Source organism: Micromonospora sp. NPDC000668, assembly GCF_042897975.1.
In the GTDB taxonomy this organism is placed as follows: domain Bacteria; phylum Actinomycetota; class Actinomycetes; order Mycobacteriales; family Micromonosporaceae; genus Micromonospora.
This window is the reverse complement of record NZ_JBIAYP010000004.1, coordinates 342,415-363,499: the sequence shown is the minus strand read 5'-3', so window position 1 is coordinate 363,499 and position 21,085 is coordinate 342,415. Positions and strand designations below refer to the sequence as shown.

Sequence of the window (21,085 nt, the reverse complement as noted above, 5' to 3'; positions counted from 1 at the left end):
CTCCTCAGGGGTTGGTCGGGTCGATTTCCCGGACCCAGCGCCACTCCGCGACCTGTGGGTCATCCTCGCCGTGCCGGCGGGTGTAGTCGCGGGCCGACTGCCGGGCGTCGACCATCTGCTGGCGCAGGTGCGCGGCGCGGGCCGCCAGCCCGGGCACCCGGTCGATGACGTCGATGACCAGGTGGAAGCGGTCCAGGTCGTTGAGCATCACCATGTCGAACGGCGTGGTGGTGGTGCCCTCCTCCTTGTAGCCGCGCACGTGCAGGTTGTCGTGGTTGGTACGGCGGTAGGTGAGCCGGTGGATCAGCCACGGGTAGCCGTGGTAGGCGAAGATGATCGGCCGATCCGCGGTGAAGATGGTGTCGAACTCGTTGTCGGGCAGGCCGTGCGGGTGCTCGGTGGCCGGCTGGAGTCGCATCAGGTCCACCACGTTGACCAGCCGCACCCTCAGGTCCGGCAGGTGCCGGCGCAGCAGGTCGGCGGCGGCCAGCGTCTCCAGCGTCGGGACGTCCCCGCAGCAGGCGAGCACCACGTCCGGCTCGCTGCCGCCGTCGCTGCTGGCCCACTCCCAGATGCCCAGGCCGCGCCGGGTGTGCTGGATCGCCTCGGTCATCGACAACCAGTTCGGCGCCGCCTGCTTTCCGGCCACCACCACGTTGATGTAGTGCCGGCTGCGTAGGCAGTGGTCCATCGTCGCGAGCAGCGTGTTGGCGTCCGGCGGCAGGTAGACCCGGACCACCTCGGCCTTCTTGTTGACCACGTGGTCGATGAAGCCGGGGTCCTGGTGGGAGAAGCCGTTGTGGTCCTGTCGCCAGACGTGGCTGGAGAGCAGGTAGTTCAGTGAGGCGAGCGGCTGCCGCCAGGGGATGCCCCGGGTCACCTTCAACCACTTGGCGTGCTGGTTGAGCATCGAGTCGACGATGTGGATGAACGCCTCGTAGCTGGTGAACAGGCCGTGCCGGCCGGTCAGCAGGTAGCCCTCCAGCCAGCCCTGGCACAGGTGCTCGGAGAGCACCTCCATCACCCGGCCGTCCGGGGAGAGGTGCTCGTCGCTGGGCACCGTGTCGGCCACCCAGGCCCGGTCGGTCACCTCGAAGGCGGCGCCCAGCCGGTTGGAGGCGACCTCGTCCGGGCCGAACAGCCGGAACGTCTCCGGGTTGGCGGCGATGACGTCCCGGATCCACGCGCCGAGCACACCGGTCGCACCGGCCATCGGCTCGCCCGGCTGGGGGACGTCCACGCCGTACTCGCGGAAGTCGGGCAGGGTCAGGTCGCGGAGCACCACCCCGCCGTTGGTGACCGGGTTGGCGCTCATCCGTCGGTCGCCGTGCGGCGGCAGCGTGCACAGCTCGTCCACCGGCGCGCCGGTGGCGTCGAACAGCTCCTCGGGGCGGTAGCTGCGCAGCCAGCGCTCCAGCTCGGCCAGGTGCGCCGGGTTGTCCCGTACCCCGGACAGCGGCACCTGGTGGGCGCGGTAGGTGCCCTCCACCTGGGTGCCGTCGACCTCGCTCGGCCCGGTCCAGCCCTTCGGCGTCCGCAGGATGATCATCGGCCAGCGGGGACGCTCGACGGCGCCGCCGGAGCGGGCCTTGAGTTGGATCGCGGTGATCTCGTCCAGCGCCCGGTCCATCGTCGCGGCGAGCGTGCGGTGCACCTGGGCCGGGTCGTCGCCGGCCACCACGTACGGCTGGTAGCCCGAGCCGCGCATGAGGTCGAGCAGGTCCGCCTCGGGGATCCGGGCCAGCACGGTCGGACTGGCGATCTTGTAGCCGTTGAGGTGCAGGATGGGCAGCACCGCACCGTCGCGGGCCGGGTTGAGGAAGACGTTCGAGAGCCAACTGCCGGCCAGCGGCCCGGTCTCCGCCTCACCGTCGCCGATCACACAGGCGACCACCAGGTCCGGGTGGTCGAAGGCGGCGCCGTAGGCGTGGCTCAACGCGTACCCCAGCTCGCCGCCCTCGTGGATCGAGCCCGGCACCTCCGCCGCCACGTGGCTGGGAATGCCGCCCGGGAAGGAGAACTGCCGGAACAGCCGGGCCATCCCGGCCTCGTCGCGCGAGACGTCGTGGTAGCGCTCCGACCAGGTGCCCTCCAGCCAGGTGTTGGCCACGATGGCCGGGCCGCCGTGCCCGGGGCCGGTGACCAGCATGGCGTTCATGTCGCGCGCCACGATCACCCGGTTGAGGTGGGCGTAGATCAGGTTGAGCCCGGGGCTGGTGCCCCAGTGACCGAGCAGCCGCGGCTTGATGTCGTCGACGGTCAGCGGCTCCCGCAGCAGCGGATTACCCAGCAGGTAGATCTGCCCGACGGTGAGGTAGTTCGCGGCTCGCCAGTAGGCGTCCAGCCGGCGCAGCTCGTCGTCGGTGAGGGCACGGCGCGCGTCGAGAGCGGTGTCCATGATGCTGAACCTCTCGCGGGTAGGAGTGGGGCGTCCGGCGTCCAGCCTCGTCGCCGCCGACGCCCCAGGGTCAGGGCCGTTGGTCCCGGGTCGGGCGGACGTCGGGCCCAGTCAGCGGAATGTCGGTCAGCCCGCGGACGACGATCACCGGGGCCGGGGAGTGGTAGAGCAGGGACTGGGCGACCGAACCGAGCATTCCACGCCCCGGTTCGTCGCCGCGGGCGGCGACCAGCGTCAGCTGCGCCGAGCGCGACATGTCGACCAGCACCTGCTCGGGAGCGCCGCGGATGACGCGGCACTCGACCGGCACCTCCGTGCGGCGGGCGGCGTGGCGGGCCATCAGCTCGGTGAGCTGATCGGTGACCTCGGCGGTGTCCTCGTCGGGCTCCACCACCCGCAGCGCCAGCAGTCGGGCGCTGCGCCGGGTCGCGCACTCGAAGGCCCACTGCAGGGCGAGGGTCGAGCTGGGCGAGCCGTCCACCCCGACCAGCATCGGGCCCGGCGGCGGCGGGTCGTCGCGGACGACCAGCAGCGGGCAGCCGGCCCGTGCGGCCAGCTGCACGGCAGGCGTGTCGGACGCGACGCACTCGCCGCTGCCGGCCATCCCGCTGTCGCCGACCGCGAGCAGGAAGGCCGCCTCTGACCGGCGGATCAGGGTGAGCAGCATGGCGTTCTCGATGATCTCGCCGCGTACGGTCAGTCCCGGCTCGACCTCGTGGGCGAGCTGGGCGGCCCGGGTGATCAGGTCTTCGGCGTGGTCCCGGGGCGCGGCGACGGTGTCCGCGGCGAAGGCCGCCTGCCAGTCGAAGACGTGCAGCAGGTGCAGCGGCCGGCCGTGGGTGGCGGCCTCCTGTGCGGCCAGTCGGACGACCGGGAGGTCGCGGTCCGAGCCGAGACCGACCAGCACCGCTGCATCGGCGGATGCGGCCATCCGACATCACCTCCCGGGCGTCGCGCCCGGCACGACCACGCTGTCCCTGACCGAGGGTAGTCGGGTGGTCACGATGGTGGGCCGGTTCGGGGGTGCTGTCGATGTGGGTTCTCAGCGAAGGTGCCACGTTCGTGGCCACTCAGTCGAGACAGAACTCGTTGCCCTCGATGTCCTGCATCACGAGGCACGACTCGTTGTCGCCATCGGCAAGCAGTAGTCGCACGCGTGCCGCGCCGAGCGGGACCAGTCGTGCGCATTCGGCCTCAAGTGCGGCCAGGCGCTCTTCACCCACGAGCCCGGTGCCGACCCGCACGTCAAGATGCAGCCGATTCTTGACGACCTTGCCTTCGGGAACGCGCTGGAAGAACAGTCGCGGGCCCACACCTGAGGGATCACTGCATGCGAACGCTGAACCCTGTTGCTCAGGCGGCAGCGCGCGATCGAACTCGTCCCAGGTGGCGAACCCCTCCGGTGGCGGCGGTACGACGTACCCCAACACCTCGCACCAGAAGCGAGCGACGCGCTCAGGCTCTGCGCAGTCGAAGGTGACTTGGAACTGCTTGACCGACGCCATCGGTCCACCATAGGGGCGGGGTCTTTCGTTGTCTCCACGGACCCGCCCCTGGTGGTGAGAACGGATCAACCTCGCTGAGAACCCACAGTCGATTCCTGGCGGCGGCGTTCGTCAACTGGGGTTGACACGAGTGGCGCTGTCAACGTATGTTGACGGCATGAGTCAGGCGACGGAACTCGCGGCGGCAGCCGGCAGCACCGACCCCCGGGTCGGGCTGCGCGCCGTCCGCGCGCTGCGCCGGCTGCTCGAGCGGCTCGAGGTGGTCCAGGTGGACAACGCCCGTCGACAGGGCTGGTCCTGGCAGGAGATCGCCGACGCGCTCGAGGTCAGCCGGCAGGCGGTGCACAAGAAGCACGCCGGGCGGCCGGCGGTCAATCAATCCTGGGAGGCGTGATGTTCGAACGGTTCACCGACCGGGCGCGCGACGTGGTGCACCGGGCGCTGGAGGAGGCGCGGGCCGAGGGCCAGCGCCCGGTCGGCACCGAGCACCTGCTGCTCGCCCTGACGGCCGACGAGGCCGGCCTGGCCAGCCGGGTGCTGGCCGACGCCGGGGTACGCGCCGACGACCTGCGCGAGCGGGTCCGCCGGCACACGGCCAGCGGCGGCGCCGGCCTCGGCGACGCGGACGCGGCGGCGCTGCGCGAGATCGGCATCGACCTGGCCGCGATCGTGGCCCGAATCGAGCAGTCCTTCGGCCCGGACGCACTGCGCGAGGCTGTGCCGGCACCGCGCCGCCGCTGGGGCCGCCGGCGGTTCCTCGGCGGGCCGTTCTCGCCCCGGTCCAAGAAGGTGCTGGAGTTGTCGCTGCGGGAGGCGCTGCGGCTGCGTCACCGCCACATCGGCACCGAGCACATCCTGCTCGGGGTGCTCCGCGAGGGCCAGGGCCTGGGTGCGCTGGTGCTCACCGAGGCCGGGGCTGACCTCGACGATCTGCGCCGACGGGTGGAGAGCGCGCTGCGGACGGCGGCCTGACAGCGGTCGCGTGAAACAGCGGCAGGCGTGTTGAAACCTGTCTGTGGCACTTCCGACGCCGGCCGCTCGTGGGCTCGCTGAAGGCGTACCGGTGCTGCACACTGGCGCCGTGGATGCTGGACAGGAAAGGCGGCCCTCGGGCGGCGACGGCGGGCTGCGGTCCGCCGTCGTGGTCAACCCGGTGAAGGTCGACGATCTCGACGAGCTGCGCCGCACCGTGAACGACGCCCTCGCCGCCGCCGGCTGGCCCGAGCCGCAGTGGTTCGAGACCACTGCCGACGACCCCGGGCGCGGCCAGACCGAGCAGGCCGTCAAGGCCGGCGTCGACCTGGTCTTCGCCTGCGGTGGCGACGGCACCGTGATGTCCTGCGTCAGCGGCCTGGTCGGCACGGACGTGGCGCTGGCCGTGCTGCCCCAGGGCACCGGAAACCTGCTTGCCGCCAACCTGGGTCTCTCCACCGACATGGCCGCCGGGCTGCAGGTCGCCATCGAGCGCGGCCGACGGCTGCTCGACGTCGGCGCCGTCGAGGACCAGTACTTCACCGTGATGGCCGGCATGGGCTTCGACGCCCAGATGCTGGCCGCCACCTCCGAGACCACCAAGGCCCGGATCGGCTGGCCGGCGTACGTGGTGGGTGCCGCCCGGCACCTGCGGGACCGGCCGATGCGGGTGCAGATCCGCATCGACGACCGCCCGCCGGTGCGCCGCCGGGCCCGCTCGGTGCTGATCGCCAACGTGGGCCGGCTCCAAGGCGGCGTGCGGCTGCTCACCGAGGCCGAGCCGGACGACGGCTGGCTCGACATCGCGGTGCTCACCCCACGCAACCTGCGGCACTGGCTCGCGCTCGGCTGGGCCGTGATCCGCCGCAACGGCCAGGTGCCGCAGATGGAGGTGTTCCGCGGCCGGCGCGTGGTGGTCACCAGCAACCGGGCCCAACCCCGGGAGCTGGACGGCGACCTCATCTCCCCGGGCCGGCAGCTGCGGGCGGAAGTCCGGCCGCAGGCGCTCTGGCTCTGCGTGCCACAGCCCGAGGACGCCCCCGACCTGGCCGTCGACGCGCAGCGAGCCGGGGAGCGGGGCGAGCAGCTGATCGAGGAAGCGCGTCGTGAGTAGCACCCGGATCGTGCCGGAGACCCGGCTGATGGCCGACGAGGAGCTGTCCGCCGACGATGCCTGGCACACGCTGCGCCGCCAGGGCGGCTGGCACCTGCTGCGGGACGCCTTCATCCGTTTCCGCTACGGCGACGGGTTCAGCCACGCCCGGGCCTTCGCGCTGCAGCTCTGCCTCGCCGTGGTGCCGTTCATGATCGCCCTCACCGGCCTGATCAGCGAGCTGGGCGTCGAAGAAGGCGGCCGCGTGGTCGCCGACACCGTCCTGGCGCTCACCCCCGGCCAGAGCGAGCAGGTGGTCGCCGAGCTGCTCGGCGAGGGCGAACGTGTCGAGGACGCGGGCGAACTGGCGCTCACCCTCGGCCTGCTCACCGGGCTGGTCGCGCTGACCACCACGATGGCCCAGATCGAACGGGGCGCCAACCGCATCTACGGCGTGGAGCGGGACCGCCCGGCGCTGCGGAAGTACTTCCGTGCCGCCGTGCTGGCCCTCACCGCCGGCCTGCCCGCATTGGCCGGCTTCCTGATCCTGGTTGCCGGCGGCGCGGTGGGCGACTCGGTGCGGGAGCACTACGAGTGGGGTGCGGTCGCCAACGGCGTCTGGAATGTGATCCGCTTCCCGCTGAGCCTCGGGCTGACCGTGCTCGCCGTGGCGGTGCTGTTCCGGCGCGCGCCGCGCCGCAAGCAGCCCGGCCTCTCCTGGCTGTTCTTCGGCGCCGGCATCGCCACGGCGCTGTGGTGGCTGGCCAGCCTGCTGCTCGCCGCGTACGTGCGGTTCAGCGACGACTTCGGCCAGACCTACGGCGCGTTGACCGGGATGATGGCGCTGCTGCTCTGGGCCAACCTCACCGGCATGGCGCTCTTCGGCGGGCTGGCCTTCGCCGCCCAGCTGGAGGCGTTGCGCATCGGCGTGCAGGAGCCCGCCCAACCTGACCTGTGGGAGCCGGAGGCCGACCGCGCAGAGCTCTTCGACACCGGGGACATGACGGCCCTGTAGCCGCCCCCGTCCGACGTCCGCGTGTACGGGAGGCGCCGATCGGGTAAAGCGCACCGCCAGGCAGACAAGGGAGGTGCGGGGTGACCGCGGTCAAAGAGGTGGTGCGGCGTCCGATCGGGCATTTCGCCGAGCGGAGCATCGCTGGTCTGGCGGCCGTCACCGGCGCCGGGGTGGCCTTCGGGCTGCTGTTGTTGCTCGTCCGGGTGCGGTGGAGCCCGTTGCAGGACGCCGACCACGCGGTCGCCGATTGGTTCAACGATCTCGTCGCCCCGCACCACGCACTCGTCACCGTGCTCCAGGCGGTGACCGACCTGGGCGGCCGGCCGATCCTCATCTGGCTGGTCACCATCGCCGTGGTCGGATTGCTGATCCGGCGGCAGCCACGGCTGGCCGTCTACCTGATCATCACCGGGGTCGGCGGCCTGATCCTCGACCCGTCGCTGAAGACGCTGGTCGGCCGGCTCCGCCCGGTGGTGGACCTGCCGATCGCCAGCGCCCCGGGCAACAGCTTCCCGAGCGGGCACGCGCTCGGCTCGTTCGTCGCGTACGGGGCGCTGCTGCTGGTCTTCCTGCCGGCGATGGCGCCCCGCTGGCGTAAGCCGGCGATCGTCGCGGTCGGCGTGCTGGTCACCCTGATCGGGCTGACCCGGATCGCGCTGGGCGTGCACTTCGTCTCCGACGTGCTGGCCGGCTGGCTGCTCGGCGCCGCCTGGCTCGGTGTCACCTCGTACGCCTTCCAGCTGTGGCGGCGTGAACGGGGCCGCCCGGTCCCGCCGTTGACCGAGGGGCTGGAGCCGGAGGCCGGGCACGACATCGCCCCCGCCCCGGCCGAGGAACACGTGCTGGCCCACCCCCGCTCGGCGGTGGCCGAGCTGCTGGTCGGCTGGGTGCTGGTGTTCGGGGCGCTGTACGCCTTCGGCACGTACGTCAGCTACCACGCCAAGGGCACCTTCTTCGACACCCTCGACACCGAGGTGCCGCGCTGGTTCGCCGACCGGCACAGCGAGGTGCTGACCGAGGTGAGCTGGTGGTGGAGCAAGTTCGGCGACACCCACGCCATCCTGCTCATCGCGCTGGTGTTCTGCCCGCTGGTGCTGGCGGTGTGGCGACGCTGGCGGCCGGTGCTGTTCGTGGCGCTGGCGATGGTCGGCGAGCTGACCCTCTTCCTTGCCTCCGCAAGGGCGGTCGACCGGCCGCGCCCGGCGGTGGAGAACCTGGACGGCCAGATGCCCACCTCGTCGTTCCCGTCCGGGCACATCGCGGCGACCATCTGCATCTGGCTGGCGATCGCCGTCATCGTGCTGCCGCGTACCGATCGCTGGTGGCGTTGGATCCTCGTGGCCCTGGCGGTGATCATGCCGGTCGGGGTGGCCACCTCCCGGATGTACCGGGGGATGCACCACCCGACCGACTTCATGGGCGCGATGCTGCTCTCCGCGCTCTGGATTGGGCTGCTCTACCTGGTCATCCGGCCGAACGCCGACGTGCGGGAGGGCAACCAACCGAGCATCGAGTCGGAGGACGTGGACACCCTCGACGACGAGCTGGCCCGGGCCGGCCGGGCGGACTGAGCGTCCCGTGCTGCGGGTGATGACCTGGAACATCCGGACCGGCGGTCGGGACCGGGGTGGCTCCGACCGGTGGGACCTGCTGGTCGAGGTGATCACCGCGCAGGCGCCGGACGTGCTGGCCTTGCAGGAGCTGCGCGGCTTCGACCGCGGCGGGCTCCTGGCCGAGGTGGCGGGTCGGGTGGGGATGACACCCCACCTGGCCCGGTCCTGCTTCGGACAGCCGGTGGCGGTGCTGGTCCGGCCGCCGCTGCGGGTCGTCGCCGCGGGGTCGCTGCGCCGGCCGTTCCACCACGCCGCCGCCCGCGTCGTGGTGGCCACCTCGGCCGGTCCGCTGACCGTGCTCGGCACCCACCTCTACCCGTACTCCGGGGGACGGCGGCGGATGGAGGTCGACTGGCTGGTGGCCGCGCTGCGACGCGCCCAGGGGCCACTGACGCTGGTCGCCGGTGACCTCAACTCGCTCGACCCGACCGTCGACCACACCGCGCGCCTGGCCGGGATGCCCGCTCTTTACCGGCGGCGCCACCTGCGGCGGGGCGGCGGCGCCGTGGACACCCGCGTTGTCGCCCGGCTGCTGGCCGCCGGCCTGGTCGACCTCTGGCCGTCGGCCGCCGCCGGAGCACCGGAGGCCGACGGCCGCACCGTGCCCACCCGGTTCGGCGGGGCCGAGTTCGCCGGGATGCGACTGGACTACCTGTTCGGGACCCCGGCGCTGGCCGAGCGGGTCCGGGACTGCCGGGTGATCCGTGGCGGGGCGGCGGACACCGCCTCGGACCACTATCCGTTGCTGGCCGATCTGGACCTGGACCCAGCCCCACGCTGAGCGGTCCGCTAGGTGCGACCGGGACCCCAGGCGTGGCGCGGGCCCGTTACGGTGCCCACCGTGACCGACCGTTCGACCGTCCGCCCGCCGCTGCCCGGCGCGCCCACTGTGGCCGGTCCGGCCGCCGGCCCGCCGGCCGCCGCCGAGCTTCCGCTCGTCGCGGCCGTCGCGCGCGGTGTGGCGCTGGTCGTGGTGCTGCCGGTACGCCTGCTCTGGGAGCTGATCGCGGCCACCGGCCGGCTGCTGTACCGCCACCTGCTCGGCCCGACCGGCCGGTTCCTGCGCCGCTGGCTGCTGGCGCCGCTGGCCTGGGCGCTGCACCGACTCCTGTGGGTCCCGCTGGTCTGGGTCGCCCGCACGTTGGTCTGGCTCCCTCTGGTCTGGCTCGTCCGCACGTTCGTCTGGCTCCCCCTGGTCTGGCTCGGCCACGCCATGGCCTGGGTGGCCCGCGTGGTGCTCCGCCCGCCGTTGGTCCTGTTCGGCCGGGCGTTGGTCTGGCTCGTCGAGCACCTGGTGGTACGGCCGCTGCGCTGGCTGGGCACGGTGCTCGCGCCGGCCGGCCGGCTGGTGGTCGCCGCCGTGGTGGGGGCGTGGCGGGTGGCCGGGTGGTTGCTGCGGCTGCTGTACCGACCGCTGCTGCGCGGTCTGCGGTGGGCCTGGTCGGCCATCGTCGTGCCGGTGGCGCGTGGCGTCGGGGCGGCGTGGCGGGCCACCGTGTCACCGGTGGCCCGCTGGATCCGCCGTTCGGTGCTCGATCCGGCTCGGCTGGCCTCCCGTGAGGTGCTCACCGCCCTCGGCCTGCGCCGCTGACGCCGGCCGCGCCGGTGCGCGTGCAACCTGATCCAGATCCGCGTCCATCCATAGGGTGACAGCGTCGGAATCCGGAACGGGAGTGGTTGATGCATGCCGCACAACGGCACGAGTACGTCGAGTTCGTCACCGGAGTGACCGAGAAACTGCGACGCACCGCCTACCTGTTGACCGGTGACCGGCACCGGGCCGACGACGTGGTGCAACAGACGCTCACCCAGCTCTTCGTGAAGTGGCCCCGGGTACGGCAGGCCGACAACGTCGGTGCGTACGTCCATCGGATGCTGGTCAACGCGTTCAAGCAGGAGCGGCGGTCCCGCTGGTGGGGCGTCCAGTTGTTCGACCGCACACCCGAGCCGGTGCCCCGCGGTGCGCCGTCCGGGCCGGGTGACGCTGCCGCGGACGCGGTGACGGTGCGTGCCGCGCTGGCGGCGGTGCCACCCGGCCAGCGGGTGGTCCTGGTGCTCCGGTTCTACGCCGACCTGAGCGTCGAGCAGACCGCCGAGGTGCTGGGCTGCTCGACCGGGAACGTCAAGAGTCAGACCGCGCGGGGGCTGACCGCGCTGCGCCGGCAGTTGCCGCAGGACGCGGAGTCGAAGGGAGCGGCCCGATGATCGATCAGGAGGAGACGTACGTGCGGAGCCTGTTGGCGCGCGCGGCCGACGACCTGCCCGGCGGCGGGGTGTCGATGGAGAGGGCGTTGGCCGACGGCGAGCGGACGGTCCGCCGGCGCCGACAGTTGACCGCGGTCGGGGCGGCGGCCACGGTGTTGGCGTTGCTCGGCTCGGCCGCCCTGCTGGCCGGTGTCCGGCCATCGGTGGGCCCGTCGCCTGCGGACGATCCGTCGCCGTCCGCGACGGCCCCGGCGGGACCGCCCACGGTGGCTCCGGAGGCGTTCGATCCGACGCTGCGGCTGTTCCGGCTCGGGTCGGTGACGGCCGAGGCAGTCGACCAGTCGTACCGGACGGATCTGAAGGTCCTGGCGGTGGACGCGAGCGTTCCCGAGGCGATCAGCCCCGGCGGGCCGGTGGAGCCGGGGCCGATCATGGGCGTGGGCCGGTCGGTGACCGTGCGGATGGGTGCGCGCGGGGTGGATCTCTTCGCCAACCAGCGGCAGCGGAGCGAGTTGGACGGTCCGCCGCCGGCGGTCGCCCTGCCCGGCACGCCGGTGGCACCGGTCGACGGGCACTCGGCCTTCCTCTACACCGACGGCGGCGAGACGCTGCTCTCCTGGCAGTACGCGCCGGACGGCTGGATGTCGATCCGCATGTCGAAGGTCGACCATCCCGAGGAGCTCGGCCGCCAGATCGCGGCGGGGCTGGTGTGGGAGACCCAGCGAGTGAGCGTCCCGTTCGCGCCGGTCGCCGTACCGGCCGGGGCCACGCTGAAGGGCACCGAGGTGCGGATGTACAACGGGAAGTGGCTGGACGTCCACGTCCACTACCGCACGGGTGGGCCGGGCCCCCGTCAGGACCTCAGCATCGGCGTGAGCAACGGGATCTTCGCCGGTGACGGAAGCGACTTCGAGGAGTCCCGCACGATGGTGGCGGGCCGCGTCGGGTCGGTGATGAGCGATGACGCGGGCGTCGGAGTGTTCCGGGTGGCGCAGGTGCCCGGCTGCTCGGGATGTGTCACCGAGGTCTCGACGGAGAGTCCGGCCGGCGCGAGCGCGGTGGGTGGCCGCGACGGGGGCCTGGAAATGGCCGCCTCGATGCGGATGATCGAGGGCTGGAACGATCGGGCGTCCTGGCGTCCGCTCCAGCGGTGAATGCGGTGGCCGACCCGGCGTCGGGTCGGCCACCGGACCGCCGGCTCGGCTCAGAGCACCAGATTGAGCAGTACGGTGAGCACCACCGACGCGACGATCGATGCGAGGATCATCAGCAGGCAGCCGAGACCTCCACCGAACGGCCGGATCTCCGTGTTGCCAAAGCGCATGAGGTTTCACCTGTCCGTGAGTGTGGCTACGACGACCAGCCGAGCGTTCGGGACCAGCCGGGTCATCTGGTCCCGCCAGTCAAACGGGGCAGTGCTCACAGCGAGCGCAGCCGGGGCAGCAACTCCTCCTGCGCCCAGTCCAGGAACATCGGCTGGGTCTCCCCGCCGACCTGGACGATAGCCACGTGGGTGAAGCCGGCGTCGACGAACTTCCGGAACGCCTCGACGTGCGTGTCCACGTCCGGGCCGCAGGAGATGCCCTCGGCGACGTCCTCCTCCCGGACGAATTGGGAGGCGGCGGCGAAGGAGTCCGGGCCGGGCAGTTCGGCGTTGACCTTCCAGCCCAACCCGAACCAGCGGAACTGGTCGTGCACGATCTTGCGGCACTCCGCCTCGTCCGGGCCGTAGCAGATGGGCACCTGCCCGTAGCGGGGTTGGCCGGCGCCGCCGGCGTCGTCGTACATCTCGATGATGTGCCGGTCGGGCTCGGTGGCCACGAGGCCGTTGCCGTACTCGGCGGCCAGGGTGGCGGACTGTCGGCCGGAGGCGGCGATGGCCATGGGAACCGGCCGTTCCGGGCGGTCCCAGACGTAGGCGTCGGGCACGTCGAAGTGGTTGCCGGAGAAGGTCAGCGACTCGCCGTTGAGCAGCGGCCGGATGATCTGCAACGCCTCCTCGAACATCTCGTGCCGCTGCTGCACGTGTGGCCAGCCGCCGACCACGTGCTCGTTGAGGTTCTCCCCGGCGCCCAGGCCGAGGGTGAACCGGCCGTCCGAGAGTGCACCGATCGTGCTGGCCTTCTGCGCCACGACGGCCGGATGGTAGCGGCGGATCGGGCAGGTCACGAAGGACATCAGCTCCGCGCGGGAGGTGGCGTGGGCGACCGCGCCGAGCACCGACCAGGCGTACGGGGAGTGGCCCTGTGCGTCCAGCCAGGGGGAGTAGTGATCGGACACGACCAGTTGGTCGAAGCCGGCAGCCTCGGCCCGGACCGCGTGGTCGATCAACTGCTTCGGACCGGACTGCTCGCACATCAGGGTGTAGCCGACACTGACCATCCTGGTTTCCCTTCCCACCGGCGACGTTCCCGGGATACCCCGGTCGGCAGCGGTCAACCATCCCGTCCGGTTCCGACGGACAACGCTTGACGGATGACGATGGCCTGCCTACGGTCGCTCTTAACCGGTTAAGAGTCCGGTGTGGCGTACATCCTGTGGTGGGGATGACCGCCCCGTGACGGCCCGCGTCCGCGTGGGCCGTCACGGCTGTCTGCCGCCCGGATCCGGCCACTGAACCGGTTGCGCCGACCGATCCATCGTCCTACGCTGATGCCTGCGCCGTCGGGATCCGGGCGGCGGCTGTCGGGCTGCAGCCGCCTTCCCCTGTCACGTCCCACCCCTGTCGGGCACCGGGGGTCCTCCCTGAGGAAGGCCATGAAGACTCGACTCTCCGCCGCCGGCGCGGCCCTGCTCGCGCTGCTCGTCGCCGTGCTGGCGTTCGGCCAGCCGGCACACGCCGCAGCCGGCTTCTCCGTCGCGGGCGGCAAGCTGTACGACGCCAACGGCACCGAATTCATCATGCGCGGGGTCAACCACGCGCACACCTGGTACCCGCAGCAGACCAGTTCGTTTGCCGACGTCAAGGCGCTCGGCGCGAACACCGTGCGGGTGGTGCTCTCCAGCGGCGACCGGTGGACCCGCAACACCAACGCCGACGTGGCCAACGTCATCTCGACGTGCAAGGCCAACCGGCTGATCTGCGTGCTGGAGGTGCACGACACCACCGGCTACGGCGAGCAGAGCGGCGCGATCACCCTCGATCGGGCCGTCGACTACTGGCTCAGCATCGCCGACGTGCTCGCCGGCCAGGAGAAGTACGTCATCGTCAACATCGGCAACGAGCCGTACGGCAACCAGAACTACGCCTCCTGGGCCACCGACAACGCCAACGCGATCAAGCGGCTGCGCGCCGCCGGGCTGACCCACACGATCATGGTGGACGCGCCGAACTGGGGGCAGGACTGGTCGTTCACCATGCGCGACAACGCCGCCTCGGTCTTCGCCGCCGACCCGGCCCGCAACACCGTCTTCTCCATCCACATGTACGGGGTCTTCGACACCGCCGCGGAGATCAGCGACTACCTGGGCCGGTTCCGCACCGCGGGGCTGCCGATCGTGGTCGGCGAGTTCGGCTTCAACCACTCCGACGGCGACCCGGACGAGGACACCATCCTCGCCTACAGCCAGGCCAACGGGATCGGCTGGCTGGGCTGGTCGTGGAGCGGCAACGGCGGTGGCGTGGAGTATCTCGACATGGCCACCGCCTTCAACCCGGCCAGCCTGACCAGTTGGGGCCAGCGGATCTTCAACGGCGCCAACGGCATCCGGCAGACCGCCCGGGAGGCAACGGTCTTCGGCGGCACCCCGCCGCCGACCACCCCGCCACCCACCACTCCGCCGCCGACGACTCCGCCGCCGGCCGGTGGCTGCACCGCGACGTACGCGATCGTCAACCAGTGGCAGGGCGGCTTCCAGGGTGAGGTGCGGGTGACCGCCGGCGCGACCGCGATCACCGGCTGGAGCGCCCGGTGGACCTTCGTCAACGGGCAGAGCGTCAGCCAGTCCTGGAACGTGACGCTGACCAGCAGCGGAGCCGCGGTGACCGCGCGCAACGTGGACTACAACGGCCGGCTGGCCGCCGGCGCCAGCACGAGCTTCGGCTTCATCGGCGGCTGGACCGGCAGCAACGCCAAGCCGGAGGTGAGCTGCACCGCGAGCTGACCGACGGGCAGGTGGCCGGGCCCGCGACGGGCCCGGCCACCGTGACCCCTCGTGGTCAGTGCTCCCCGGCCAGGTTCACGATGACCACCCCGGCGATGATCAGCGCGATGCCGCCGAGCTTGGCCAGCCCGACCGGCTCGTCCAGGAACACCGCACCGATCGCCACGATGGTGGCGGTGCCCAGGCCCGACCAGAGGGCGTACGCGACCCCGACCGGGATCTCCTTGACCGCCTGGGCCAGCAGGATGAACGCCACGACGTAACCGCCGAGGCAGGCCACCGTCGGCCAGAGCCGGCTGAACCCGGCAGTGGTCTTGAGGAGGCTGGTCGCCAGCACCTCGGCGGCGATGGCGATCCCCAGCAACACGTACGCCATGCGGCCCTCAGTCCTTCGTGGTGGGTTGGTGCGCCACGGCGGCGAGTCGGGCCGCCCGCATGGTGAGGTAGCGCTGCTCGGGCAGGCTGCTCGTGCGCCCGGCGGCGGCCCGGTAGTCGGCGATCGCCCGAGCGTGGTCGCCGGCCATCTCGTGCAGGTGGGCGCGGGCGGCGGACAACCGGTGGTGCCCGGCCAGCCGTGGGTCGTCGGTCAGCGCGTCGAGGGCGGCCAGGCCGGCCTCCGGCCCGTGCACCATGGCGGTCGCCACGGCCCGGTTGAGGGACACCACCGGGCTGCCGGACAATCGCTCCAGCACCTCGTAGAGCGCCAGGATCTGCGGCCAGTCGGTCGCCCCGGTGCTCGGCGCCTCGTCATGCAGCGCGGCGATGGCGGCCTGCACCTGGTACGGGCCGACCGGCCCGCGCGGCAGCGCCCAGGTGACCAGCGCGACGCCCTCGGCGATCGCCGCCGCATCCCAGCGGGTGCGGTCCTGATCGGCCAGTGAGATCAGCTCGCCGGAGGGCCCCGTGCGGGCCGGGCTGCGCGCCTCGGTGAGCAGCATCAACGCCAACAGCCCAGCCGACTCGCTGTCGGTGGGCAGCCGGGCGTGCAGCGCGCGGGTCAGCCGGATCGCCTCCACCGCGAGGTCGACCCGGCGCAGGTCCGGGCCGGCGGTGCTGGTGTGCCCCTCGGTGAAGATCAGGTAGAGCACCTGCCGCACGGCGGCGAGCCGGTCGGCCCGTTCCGCCTCGTCGGGCATCCGGAACGGCAGCCCGGAGGAGCGGATGCGCTGCTTGGCCCGGCTGATCCGCTGCGCCATGGTCGCCTCCGGCACCAGGAACGCACGGGCGATCTCGGCGGTGCTCAGCCCGCCGACCGCGCGCAGGGTCAGTGCGACGGCCGACGCCGGGGCGAGCGCCGGGTGGCAGCAGAGGAAGAGCAGGACCAGGGTGTCGTCCCGCTCGGCGGTCAGCTCCTCGTCCGCCGCCGGTGCGTGCTGTCGGTCGTACGGGTCCCGTTGGGCGACCAGGTCCTCCCGGCGACGCCGGGCCTGCTCGCCGCGGACCAGCTCGATCATCCGGCGGTAGCCGACCTGGATCAGCCAGCCGCGCGGGTTCGTCGGCGTCCCCTCGGTCGGCCACTGGGTGGCGGCGGCCAGCAGGGCCTCCTGCACCGCGTCCTCGGCGGTGGCGAAGTCCCCGAACCGACGGGCGAGCACGCCGAGGACCTGCGGCGCCAACTCGCGCAGCAGGTCCTCGATGCGGGGATCGGTGGTCGTCAGCCCTCACAACTCCACGGGTGGGGCGGACATCACCGGGTGCACCTCGATCGGCATGTTCAGCGGCCGGCCGCCGGGGCCGGGTGCGGTGGAGATGTGCGCGGCGATCTGGACAGCCCGGTCCGGGGTGTCGCAGTCGACGACCCAGTAGCCGGCGAGGAACTCCTTGGTCTCGGCGAACGGCCCCTCGGTGACCACCGGCGCGCCGTCGGCCCCGGCGCGGACGATCCGGACCTGCGCCGGGCCGCCCAGCCCCTGTCCGTCGACCATCTCGCCGTCGCTGACGAGCTTGTCGTTGACCTCCTGCATGAAGCCGATGTGCGCCCGGATCTCCTCGGGGCTCCAGGTGTCGATGCCCGGGAAGTCGGTCCCGGCGGCGCTGAACTGCATCAGCAACATGTACTTCATGGTTTCGCTCCTCACGCCTGCGCACCATCTTCGGTGCTCTCACCCTGAGGTAGAAGCAGGCGGCACCGTTCTCGACACCCCGACCCAAAGAATCTCCGGAAATTTTGTCAGCTGGCGGCGATGACCTCCAGGACCAGGCTCTGCTCCGGGTGCAACGCGGGCAGTTGCACCCCCATCCGGGCCAGTGCCGCCCCGCTGAGCGTGACGCCGGTGGCCAGCCAGCCCGGCGCGGACCGGTCGATGGTCGCCGGGGGCGGCACCTCCGACACCGGTCGGACCAGGTAACGCCGGCCCGGGTCCAGGCCGGGCAGCCGGACCGCGCCGGGGGACTGCGCCACCGAGGTGGCCAGCCGGGCGATGGCGTACACCGCGTGGGTGCCGTCGTGGTCGACCACGCCGTGCGCCCAGACGGCCGGGTCCGGGTGGTCGACCCGGACCACGCGGCCGGCGTGCAGCAGCGGCCGGAGCCGTTTGTGCAGCGCCACCCAGGCGGCCAGGTCGGTCTGCTCGGCGGCGCTGATCGACGCGATGTCCCACTCGATGCCGTGGTGGCCGAAGAGCGCGGTGGCCGCGCGGAAGCCGAGGTCGTGCACCCGGTTGGTGGTGTGTGAGCGTTCCGGCCCGACGTGTGTGCCGACCAGTTCCGGTGGCAGCAGCAGCCCGGTCCAGCGCTGGATGCTGAGCCGTTCCAGGGCGTCGTTGCAGTCGCTGGCCCACACCCGGTCGGTGCGCGCCAGGATGGCCAGGTCCACCCGGGCGCCACCGGACGCGCAGCTCTCGATCTCCACGCCGGGGTGGCGGCTGCGCAGCTCGTCGAGGAGCCGGTAGACGGCCAGGGTCTGCTCGTGCACGCCGGGGCGGCCGTGGTGCCCGGCCTCGGTGAGGTCCCGGTTGTGGTCCCATTTGAGGTAGCTGATGCCGGGGTGTTCGGTGAGCAGCTTGTCGAGCCGGTCCAGCAGGTAGTCGTACGCCTCCGGGCGGCCCAGGTCGAGCACCTGCTGGTTGCGCCAGAGCGGCGGCAGCCGTCCCGGCACGGCCAGCAGCCAGTCGGCGTGCGCGCGGAACAGGTCGGAGTCCGGGTTGACCATCTCCGGCTCGACCCAGAGGCCGAACTCCAGGCCTCGGCCCGTCACGTGGTCGATCAGCGGTTGCAGGCCGTCGGGCCAGACGCCCTCGTCGATGAACCAGTCGCCGAGCCCGGCGGTGTCGTCGCGCCGGCCGCGGAACCAGCCGTCGTCGAGGACGAACCGCTCGACGCCGATCTGCGCGGCCCGGTCGGCGAGCGCACACAGCCGGTCCAGGTCGTGGTCGAAGTAGACCGCTTCCCAGACGTTGAGGGTCACCGGGCGGGGGGAACGCGGGTGACCGGGCCGGGCGCGCAGGTGGGTGTGCAGCACGTCGCTGAGCCCGTCCAGCCCGGCGTCGGACCAGACCGCGTAGAGCAGGGGAGTGGCGTACGACTCGCCGGGGCCGAGCCGGATCTCGCCAGGGGCCAGCAGCTCGCCGCCGCCGAGGGTCGACTCGCCGGTGGGCCGGCGCTCGGCGAAGGTGACGTGGTCGCCGCTCCACGCGGTGTGTACCGCCCAGACCTCGCCGTGGGCGAAGCCGAACCCGGCGGTGCCGGCCACGAGCAGCAGGGTGGCGTCGTGCCCGGTACGCCCGTGCCGCCCCTCGCGGACCCAACTGCCCTGCTGCCACGGGTGCCGCTGCGGGGACCGTTCCCGGCACCACCGGCCGGTCAGGTCGAGCAGTTCGGTGGCGACCGCCGGCACCGGCAGCACCGGGGCCAGCTCCCGCAGCTCGTACGCGCCGTCGCCGTCGTTGCGCAGCCGGTGGCGCAGCAGCAGCAACCCGGTCGGGTCCACCTCGATCTCGATGGTCAGGGACAGCTCGGCGGCCGGGTCGCTGGCCCGTACGGTCACCCGTGCCGAGCCCTCGTTGGCCGGCTGGTCGACGTCGAGGCCGTCCAGCCGGAAAGCGGTGGACCAGCCGGTGCCGTCGCGGTGCCCGGCCAGCCCTGGCCGGCCGTTCCAGCCGGCGCTCGCCTCGGGCAGCAGGGAGAGCACGGTGGGCTCGTCGAAGCTGCTCGGCACCACCGGCGGTACGGTCGCGTCGGCGAGCTGGCGCAGGCCGTCGTCGTCGAGGTCGCCGACGTCGCCGCCCCAGTGCACGATGCGGGGCAGCCCCGGGCCGCGCGCGTCGAGCACCAGGCTGGTCCGCGCGCGGCGCAGGTGCAGGATCGTCATCCTTTGGAGGCTCCCAAGGTCAGGCCCCGGACGAAGTGCCGCTGGAGCATAAAGAAGATCACCAGGGTGGGGATCGCGACGAGCACGCTGCCCGCCGAGACCAGGTTGTTGTCGGTGAAGAACTCACCGCGCAGGTTGTTCAGCGAACTGGTCACCGGGAACTTGTCGCCGGTGCGCATCAGGACGGTGGCCCAGAAGAACTCGTTGTAGATCCAGGTCACCTCCAGGGTCGCCAGCGCCGCCAGGGCCGGCCGGCACAGCGGCATGGTGACCTGCCAGTACTGCCGCCAGATGCTCGCCCCGTCGACCATCGCCGCCTCGTACAGGTCGCGGGGCAGCGCCTTCATGTAGTTGCTGAGCACGAAGACGCAGAACCCGCACTGGAAGGCCACGTTGATCAGGATCAGCCCCCAGTAGCTGTCGTAGAGCAGCTCCGAGTCGCTCATGAACTCCGGCAGCGGCACCTCGGTGAACAGCCGGAACAGGGGGATGAGCAGCGCCTGCTGGGGCAGCAGGTTGGCTGCCGTGAACACCCCGAGCAGCACGAGGTTGAGCTTCCAGCTGAACCGCGCGATGACGAACGCCACGCACGAGGCGAGGAAGAGCGTCAGCAGCACTGCCGGCACGGTGATGTACACCGAGTTGAGGAAGTGCTTACCGAACTCCGCCGTCTGCCAGGCGGTGACGTAGTTGTCGATGGTCCAGCCGCCGAACGAGACGTAGCCGTTGGCGGCGGTGTACTCGTAGGAGCGCAGCGACGTCAGCACCGCCCAGGCGATCGGGAAGAGCCAGGTCAGCGAGACGACGATGAGGAAGCCGTGCAGCAGCAGCCGCAGCGGGGTCAGCTTGCGGCGGCGGCCGGGGGCGTCGGCTTCGCCTTCGGTACGCCGGGTCACGGTCGCGGTGCTCATTCCCGGTTCTCCCTCATCACGGTCGCCAGGTAGATGGTGATGAAGACGAGCGAGACGACCAGCATGATGGTCGCCAGCGCCGAGCCGAACCCGATCCGGCTCGCCTCACCCACCACGTTCTGGGTGACCAGCGCGGAGATCAGCTCCAATCCGTTGCGGCCCTTGTTGACCACCCAGACCAGGTCGAACGCACGCAGCGACTCGATGACCGTCACCACCAGGACGATGATGTTGATCGGCCGCATCACCGGGAACACCACCCGGAAGAACGCCCGGCTCTCCGAGGCGCCGTCGACCGCGGCGGCTTCCCGCAGCGACGGGTCGACGCCCTTCAGCCCGGCCAGGTACAGCAGCATGATGTAGCCGACGTGCCGCCATCCGGAGGCGACCATGACCGCCCAGATGTTGACGTTCGAGTCGCCGTACCAGTCGATGTTGCTGCCGAAGACCGCGTTGATCAGACCCTGGTCGCGGGAGTAGAGCAGCTGCCAGACAAAGCCGATCAGTGCCAGCGAGAGCACCACCGGCAGGTAGAGCGCGGTCTGGTAGAACCGGCTGCCCCGCAGCTCCTTGTCGAGCAGGACGGCAAGGAACATGCCGAACGGGGTGGCGACGACGAACAGCGCCGCCAGCCAGAGCAGGTTGTGCTGGACCGCCGGCACGAACGGCGGGTAGATGTTCACCACGTCGCTGTAGTTGCGGGCGCCGACGAATTCGATCTCGTTCAGTGGGCCGATGCCGTCCCAGTTGGTGCCGGAGAGCAGCACGGTGGCCACCGCCGGCAGCCAGACGAACCCGGTGACGAGCAGCAGCGGGACGAGCACCATCAGCGTGATGACCACGCGGTCGGTGCGGGACAGGAGCCGTAGCCGCCGGCGACGACCACCCGTGGAGGTGGTCGCGGCCGGCGGCGGCACGGCGCGATCCGCTTGGATCAGGGGCAGGTCGGACACGATGTCC

At 71.8% G+C, this 21,085-nt stretch carries 20 protein-coding genes; 10 read left to right on the top strand and 10 right to left on the bottom strand.

The genetic code is table 11. From position 1 onward, the window contains the following. Positions 1-4: 4 nt before the first annotated feature. From ACFY29_RS22485 to ACFY29_RS22475, 3 genes are all read right to left on the bottom strand, one after another. Entirely contained in the window at positions 5-2,398 is a 2,394-nt protein-coding gene (locus ACFY29_RS22485; protein WP_386989208.1) for a phosphoketolase, read from the bottom strand. A 70-nt stretch (positions 2,399-2,468) separates the two neighbouring features. Beyond that, complete coding sequence (locus ACFY29_RS22480) at positions 2,469-3,329, bottom strand: universal stress protein (RefSeq protein ID WP_355603306.1); 861 nt, start codon at positions 3,327-3,329, stop codon at positions 2,469-2,471. 139 nt (positions 3,330-3,468) lie between these two features. Beyond that, positions 3,469-3,903, bottom strand: a complete 435-nt coding sequence (locus ACFY29_RS22475; RefSeq protein WP_328425122.1) for a VOC family protein — start codon at positions 3,901-3,903, stop codon at positions 3,469-3,471. Positions 3,904-4,060: 157 nt separating this feature from the next. On the opposite strand from ACFY29_RS22475, the gene ACFY29_RS22470 reads away from it, so the two are divergent. The 9 genes from ACFY29_RS22470 to ACFY29_RS22430 all read left to right on the top strand — a co-directional run bounded on the left by ACFY29_RS22470 (position 4,061) and on the right by ACFY29_RS22430 (position 11,955). After that, the gene (locus ACFY29_RS22470) at positions 4,061-4,297 is read left to right on the top strand and encodes an HTH domain-containing protein (protein ID WP_074318164.1); all 237 of its coding nucleotides are present in this window, start codon (positions 4,061-4,063) and stop codon (positions 4,295-4,297) included. Then, complete coding sequence (locus tag ACFY29_RS22465) at positions 4,297-4,875, top strand: Clp protease N-terminal domain-containing protein (RefSeq protein ID WP_328426397.1); 579 nt, start codon at positions 4,297-4,299, stop codon at positions 4,873-4,875. The genes ACFY29_RS22470 and ACFY29_RS22465 overlap by 1 nt, the downstream gene beginning before the upstream one ends. Before the next feature lie 109 nt (positions 4,876-4,984). After that, on the top strand, positions 4,985-5,989 hold the full coding sequence (locus tag ACFY29_RS22460) for a diacylglycerol/lipid kinase family protein (protein WP_386989201.1): 1,005 nt from the start codon (positions 4,985-4,987) through the stop codon (positions 5,987-5,989). Beyond that, entirely contained in the window at positions 5,982-6,983 is a 1,002-nt protein-coding gene (locus ACFY29_RS22455; protein WP_328425126.1) for a YihY/virulence factor BrkB family protein, read from the top strand. The genes ACFY29_RS22460 and ACFY29_RS22455 overlap by 8 nt, the downstream gene beginning before the upstream one ends. 80 nt (positions 6,984-7,063) lie before the next feature. Further along, complete coding sequence (locus tag ACFY29_RS22450; RefSeq protein WP_386989197.1) at positions 7,064-8,554, top strand: phosphatase PAP2 family protein; 1,491 nt, start codon at positions 7,064-7,066, stop codon at positions 8,552-8,554. A 7-nt stretch (positions 8,555-8,561) separates the two neighbouring features. After that, on the top strand, positions 8,562-9,377 hold the full coding sequence (locus tag ACFY29_RS22445; protein ID WP_386989195.1) for an endonuclease/exonuclease/phosphatase family protein: 816 nt from the start codon (positions 8,562-8,564) through the stop codon (positions 9,375-9,377). A 60-nt stretch (positions 9,378-9,437) separates the two neighbouring features. After that, on the top strand, positions 9,438-10,187 hold the full coding sequence (locus ACFY29_RS22440; protein WP_386989192.1) for a hypothetical protein: 750 nt from the start codon (positions 9,438-9,440) through the stop codon (positions 10,185-10,187). Between the two features lie 89 nt (positions 10,188-10,276). Next, positions 10,277-10,801: a SigE family RNA polymerase sigma factor gene (locus ACFY29_RS22435; RefSeq protein WP_386989190.1), complete on the top strand. Its 525-nt coding sequence runs from the start codon at positions 10,277-10,279 to the stop codon at positions 10,799-10,801. Continuing rightward, positions 10,798-11,955 carry a hypothetical protein gene (locus tag ACFY29_RS22430; RefSeq protein ID WP_386989188.1) on the top strand — a complete coding sequence of 386 codons (1,158 nt, stop codon included), beginning with the start codon at positions 10,798-10,800 and terminating at the stop codon, positions 11,953-11,955. The genes ACFY29_RS22435 and ACFY29_RS22430 overlap by 4 nt, the downstream gene beginning before the upstream one ends. 265 nt (positions 11,956-12,220) lie before the next feature. On the opposite strand, the gene ACFY29_RS22425 is transcribed toward ACFY29_RS22430, so the two are convergent. Beyond that, positions 12,221-13,183 (bottom strand): TIGR03557 family F420-dependent LLM class oxidoreductase, encoded by a 963-nt coding sequence (locus tag ACFY29_RS22425; protein WP_328425138.1) that lies wholly within the window; start codon positions 13,181-13,183, stop codon positions 12,221-12,223. Positions 13,184-13,558: 375 nt separating this feature from the next. On the opposite strand from ACFY29_RS22425, the gene ACFY29_RS22420 reads away from it, so the two are divergent. Then, a complete protein-coding gene (locus ACFY29_RS22420; RefSeq protein WP_386989185.1) occupies positions 13,559-14,905 on the top strand; it encodes a cellulase family glycosylhydrolase in 1,347 nt (448 codons plus the stop codon). Positions 14,906-14,960: 55 nt separating this feature from the next. On the opposite strand, the gene ACFY29_RS22415 is transcribed toward ACFY29_RS22420, so the two are convergent. The 6 genes from ACFY29_RS22415 to ACFY29_RS22390 all read right to left on the bottom strand — a co-directional run bounded on the left by ACFY29_RS22415 (position 14,961) and on the right by ACFY29_RS22390 (position 21,078). Continuing rightward, a complete protein-coding gene (locus ACFY29_RS22415; RefSeq protein ID WP_328425142.1) occupies positions 14,961-15,281 on the bottom strand; it encodes a multidrug efflux SMR transporter in 321 nt (106 codons plus the stop codon). 7 nt (positions 15,282-15,288) lie between these two features. After that, entirely contained in the window at positions 15,289-16,542 is a 1,254-nt protein-coding gene (locus ACFY29_RS22410) for an RNA polymerase sigma factor (RefSeq protein WP_386989912.1), read from the bottom strand. 24 nt (positions 16,543-16,566) lie between these two features. Next, positions 16,567-16,968, bottom strand: a complete 402-nt coding sequence (locus ACFY29_RS22405) for a YciI family protein (protein WP_328425144.1) — start codon at positions 16,966-16,968, stop codon at positions 16,567-16,569. A 107-nt stretch (positions 16,969-17,075) separates the two neighbouring features. Then, complete coding sequence (locus tag ACFY29_RS22400; RefSeq protein WP_386989180.1) at positions 17,076-19,214, bottom strand: alpha-galactosidase; 2,139 nt, start codon at positions 19,212-19,214, stop codon at positions 17,076-17,078. Next, entirely contained in the window at positions 19,211-20,125 is a 915-nt protein-coding gene (locus ACFY29_RS22395) for a carbohydrate ABC transporter permease (RefSeq protein WP_386989177.1), read from the bottom strand. The genes ACFY29_RS22400 and ACFY29_RS22395 overlap by 4 nt, the downstream gene beginning before the upstream one ends. After that, a complete protein-coding gene (locus ACFY29_RS22390) occupies positions 20,122-21,078 on the bottom strand; it encodes a carbohydrate ABC transporter permease (RefSeq protein ID WP_386989174.1) in 957 nt (318 codons plus the stop codon). Before ACFY29_RS22390 ends, ACFY29_RS22395 begins: the two co-directional genes overlap by 4 nt. Positions 21,079-21,085 lie beyond the last annotated feature (7 nt).

What these genes read in the sequence shown, in the direction of transcription:
- ACFY29_RS22480 (WP_355603306.1), bottom strand. Translation starts at nt 3,329, where the DNA reads ATGGCCGCATCCGCCGATGCAGCGGTGCTGGTCGGTCTCGGCTCGGAC.
- ACFY29_RS22415 (WP_328425142.1), bottom strand. Translation starts at nt 15,281, where the DNA reads ATGGCGTACGTGTTGCTGGGGATCGCCATCGCCGCCGAGGTGCTGGCG.
- ACFY29_RS22475 (WP_328425122.1), bottom strand. Translation starts at nt 3,903, where the DNA reads ATGGCGTCGGTCAAGCAGTTCCAAGTCACCTTCGACTGCGCAGAGCCT.
- ACFY29_RS22405 (WP_328425144.1), bottom strand. Translation starts at nt 16,968, where the DNA reads ATGAAGTACATGTTGCTGATGCAGTTCAGCGCCGCCGGGACCGACTTC.
- ACFY29_RS22465 (WP_328426397.1), top strand. Translation starts at nt 4,297, where the DNA reads ATGTTCGAACGGTTCACCGACCGGGCGCGCGACGTGGTGCACCGGGCG.
- ACFY29_RS22400 (WP_386989180.1), bottom strand. Translation starts at nt 19,214, where the DNA reads ATGACGATCCTGCACCTGCGCCGCGCGCGGACCAGCCTGGTGCTCGAC.
- ACFY29_RS22435 (WP_386989190.1), top strand. Translation starts at nt 10,277, where the DNA reads ATGCATGCCGCACAACGGCACGAGTACGTCGAGTTCGTCACCGGAGTG.
- ACFY29_RS22485 (WP_386989208.1), bottom strand. Translation starts at nt 2,398, where the DNA reads ATGGACACCGCTCTCGACGCGCGCCGTGCCCTCACCGACGACGAGCTG.
- ACFY29_RS22425 (WP_328425138.1), bottom strand. Translation starts at nt 13,183, where the DNA reads ATGGTCAGTGTCGGCTACACCCTGATGTGCGAGCAGTCCGGTCCGAAG.
- ACFY29_RS22395 (WP_386989177.1), bottom strand. Translation starts at nt 20,125, where the DNA reads ATGAGCACCGCGACCGTGACCCGGCGTACCGAAGGCGAAGCCGACGCC.
- ACFY29_RS22420 (WP_386989185.1), top strand. Translation starts at nt 13,559, where the DNA reads ATGAAGACTCGACTCTCCGCCGCCGGCGCGGCCCTGCTCGCGCTGCTC.
- ACFY29_RS22470 (WP_074318164.1), top strand. Translation starts at nt 4,061, where the DNA reads ATGAGTCAGGCGACGGAACTCGCGGCGGCAGCCGGCAGCACCGACCCC.
- ACFY29_RS22430 (WP_386989188.1), top strand. Translation starts at nt 10,798, where the DNA reads ATGATCGATCAGGAGGAGACGTACGTGCGGAGCCTGTTGGCGCGCGCG.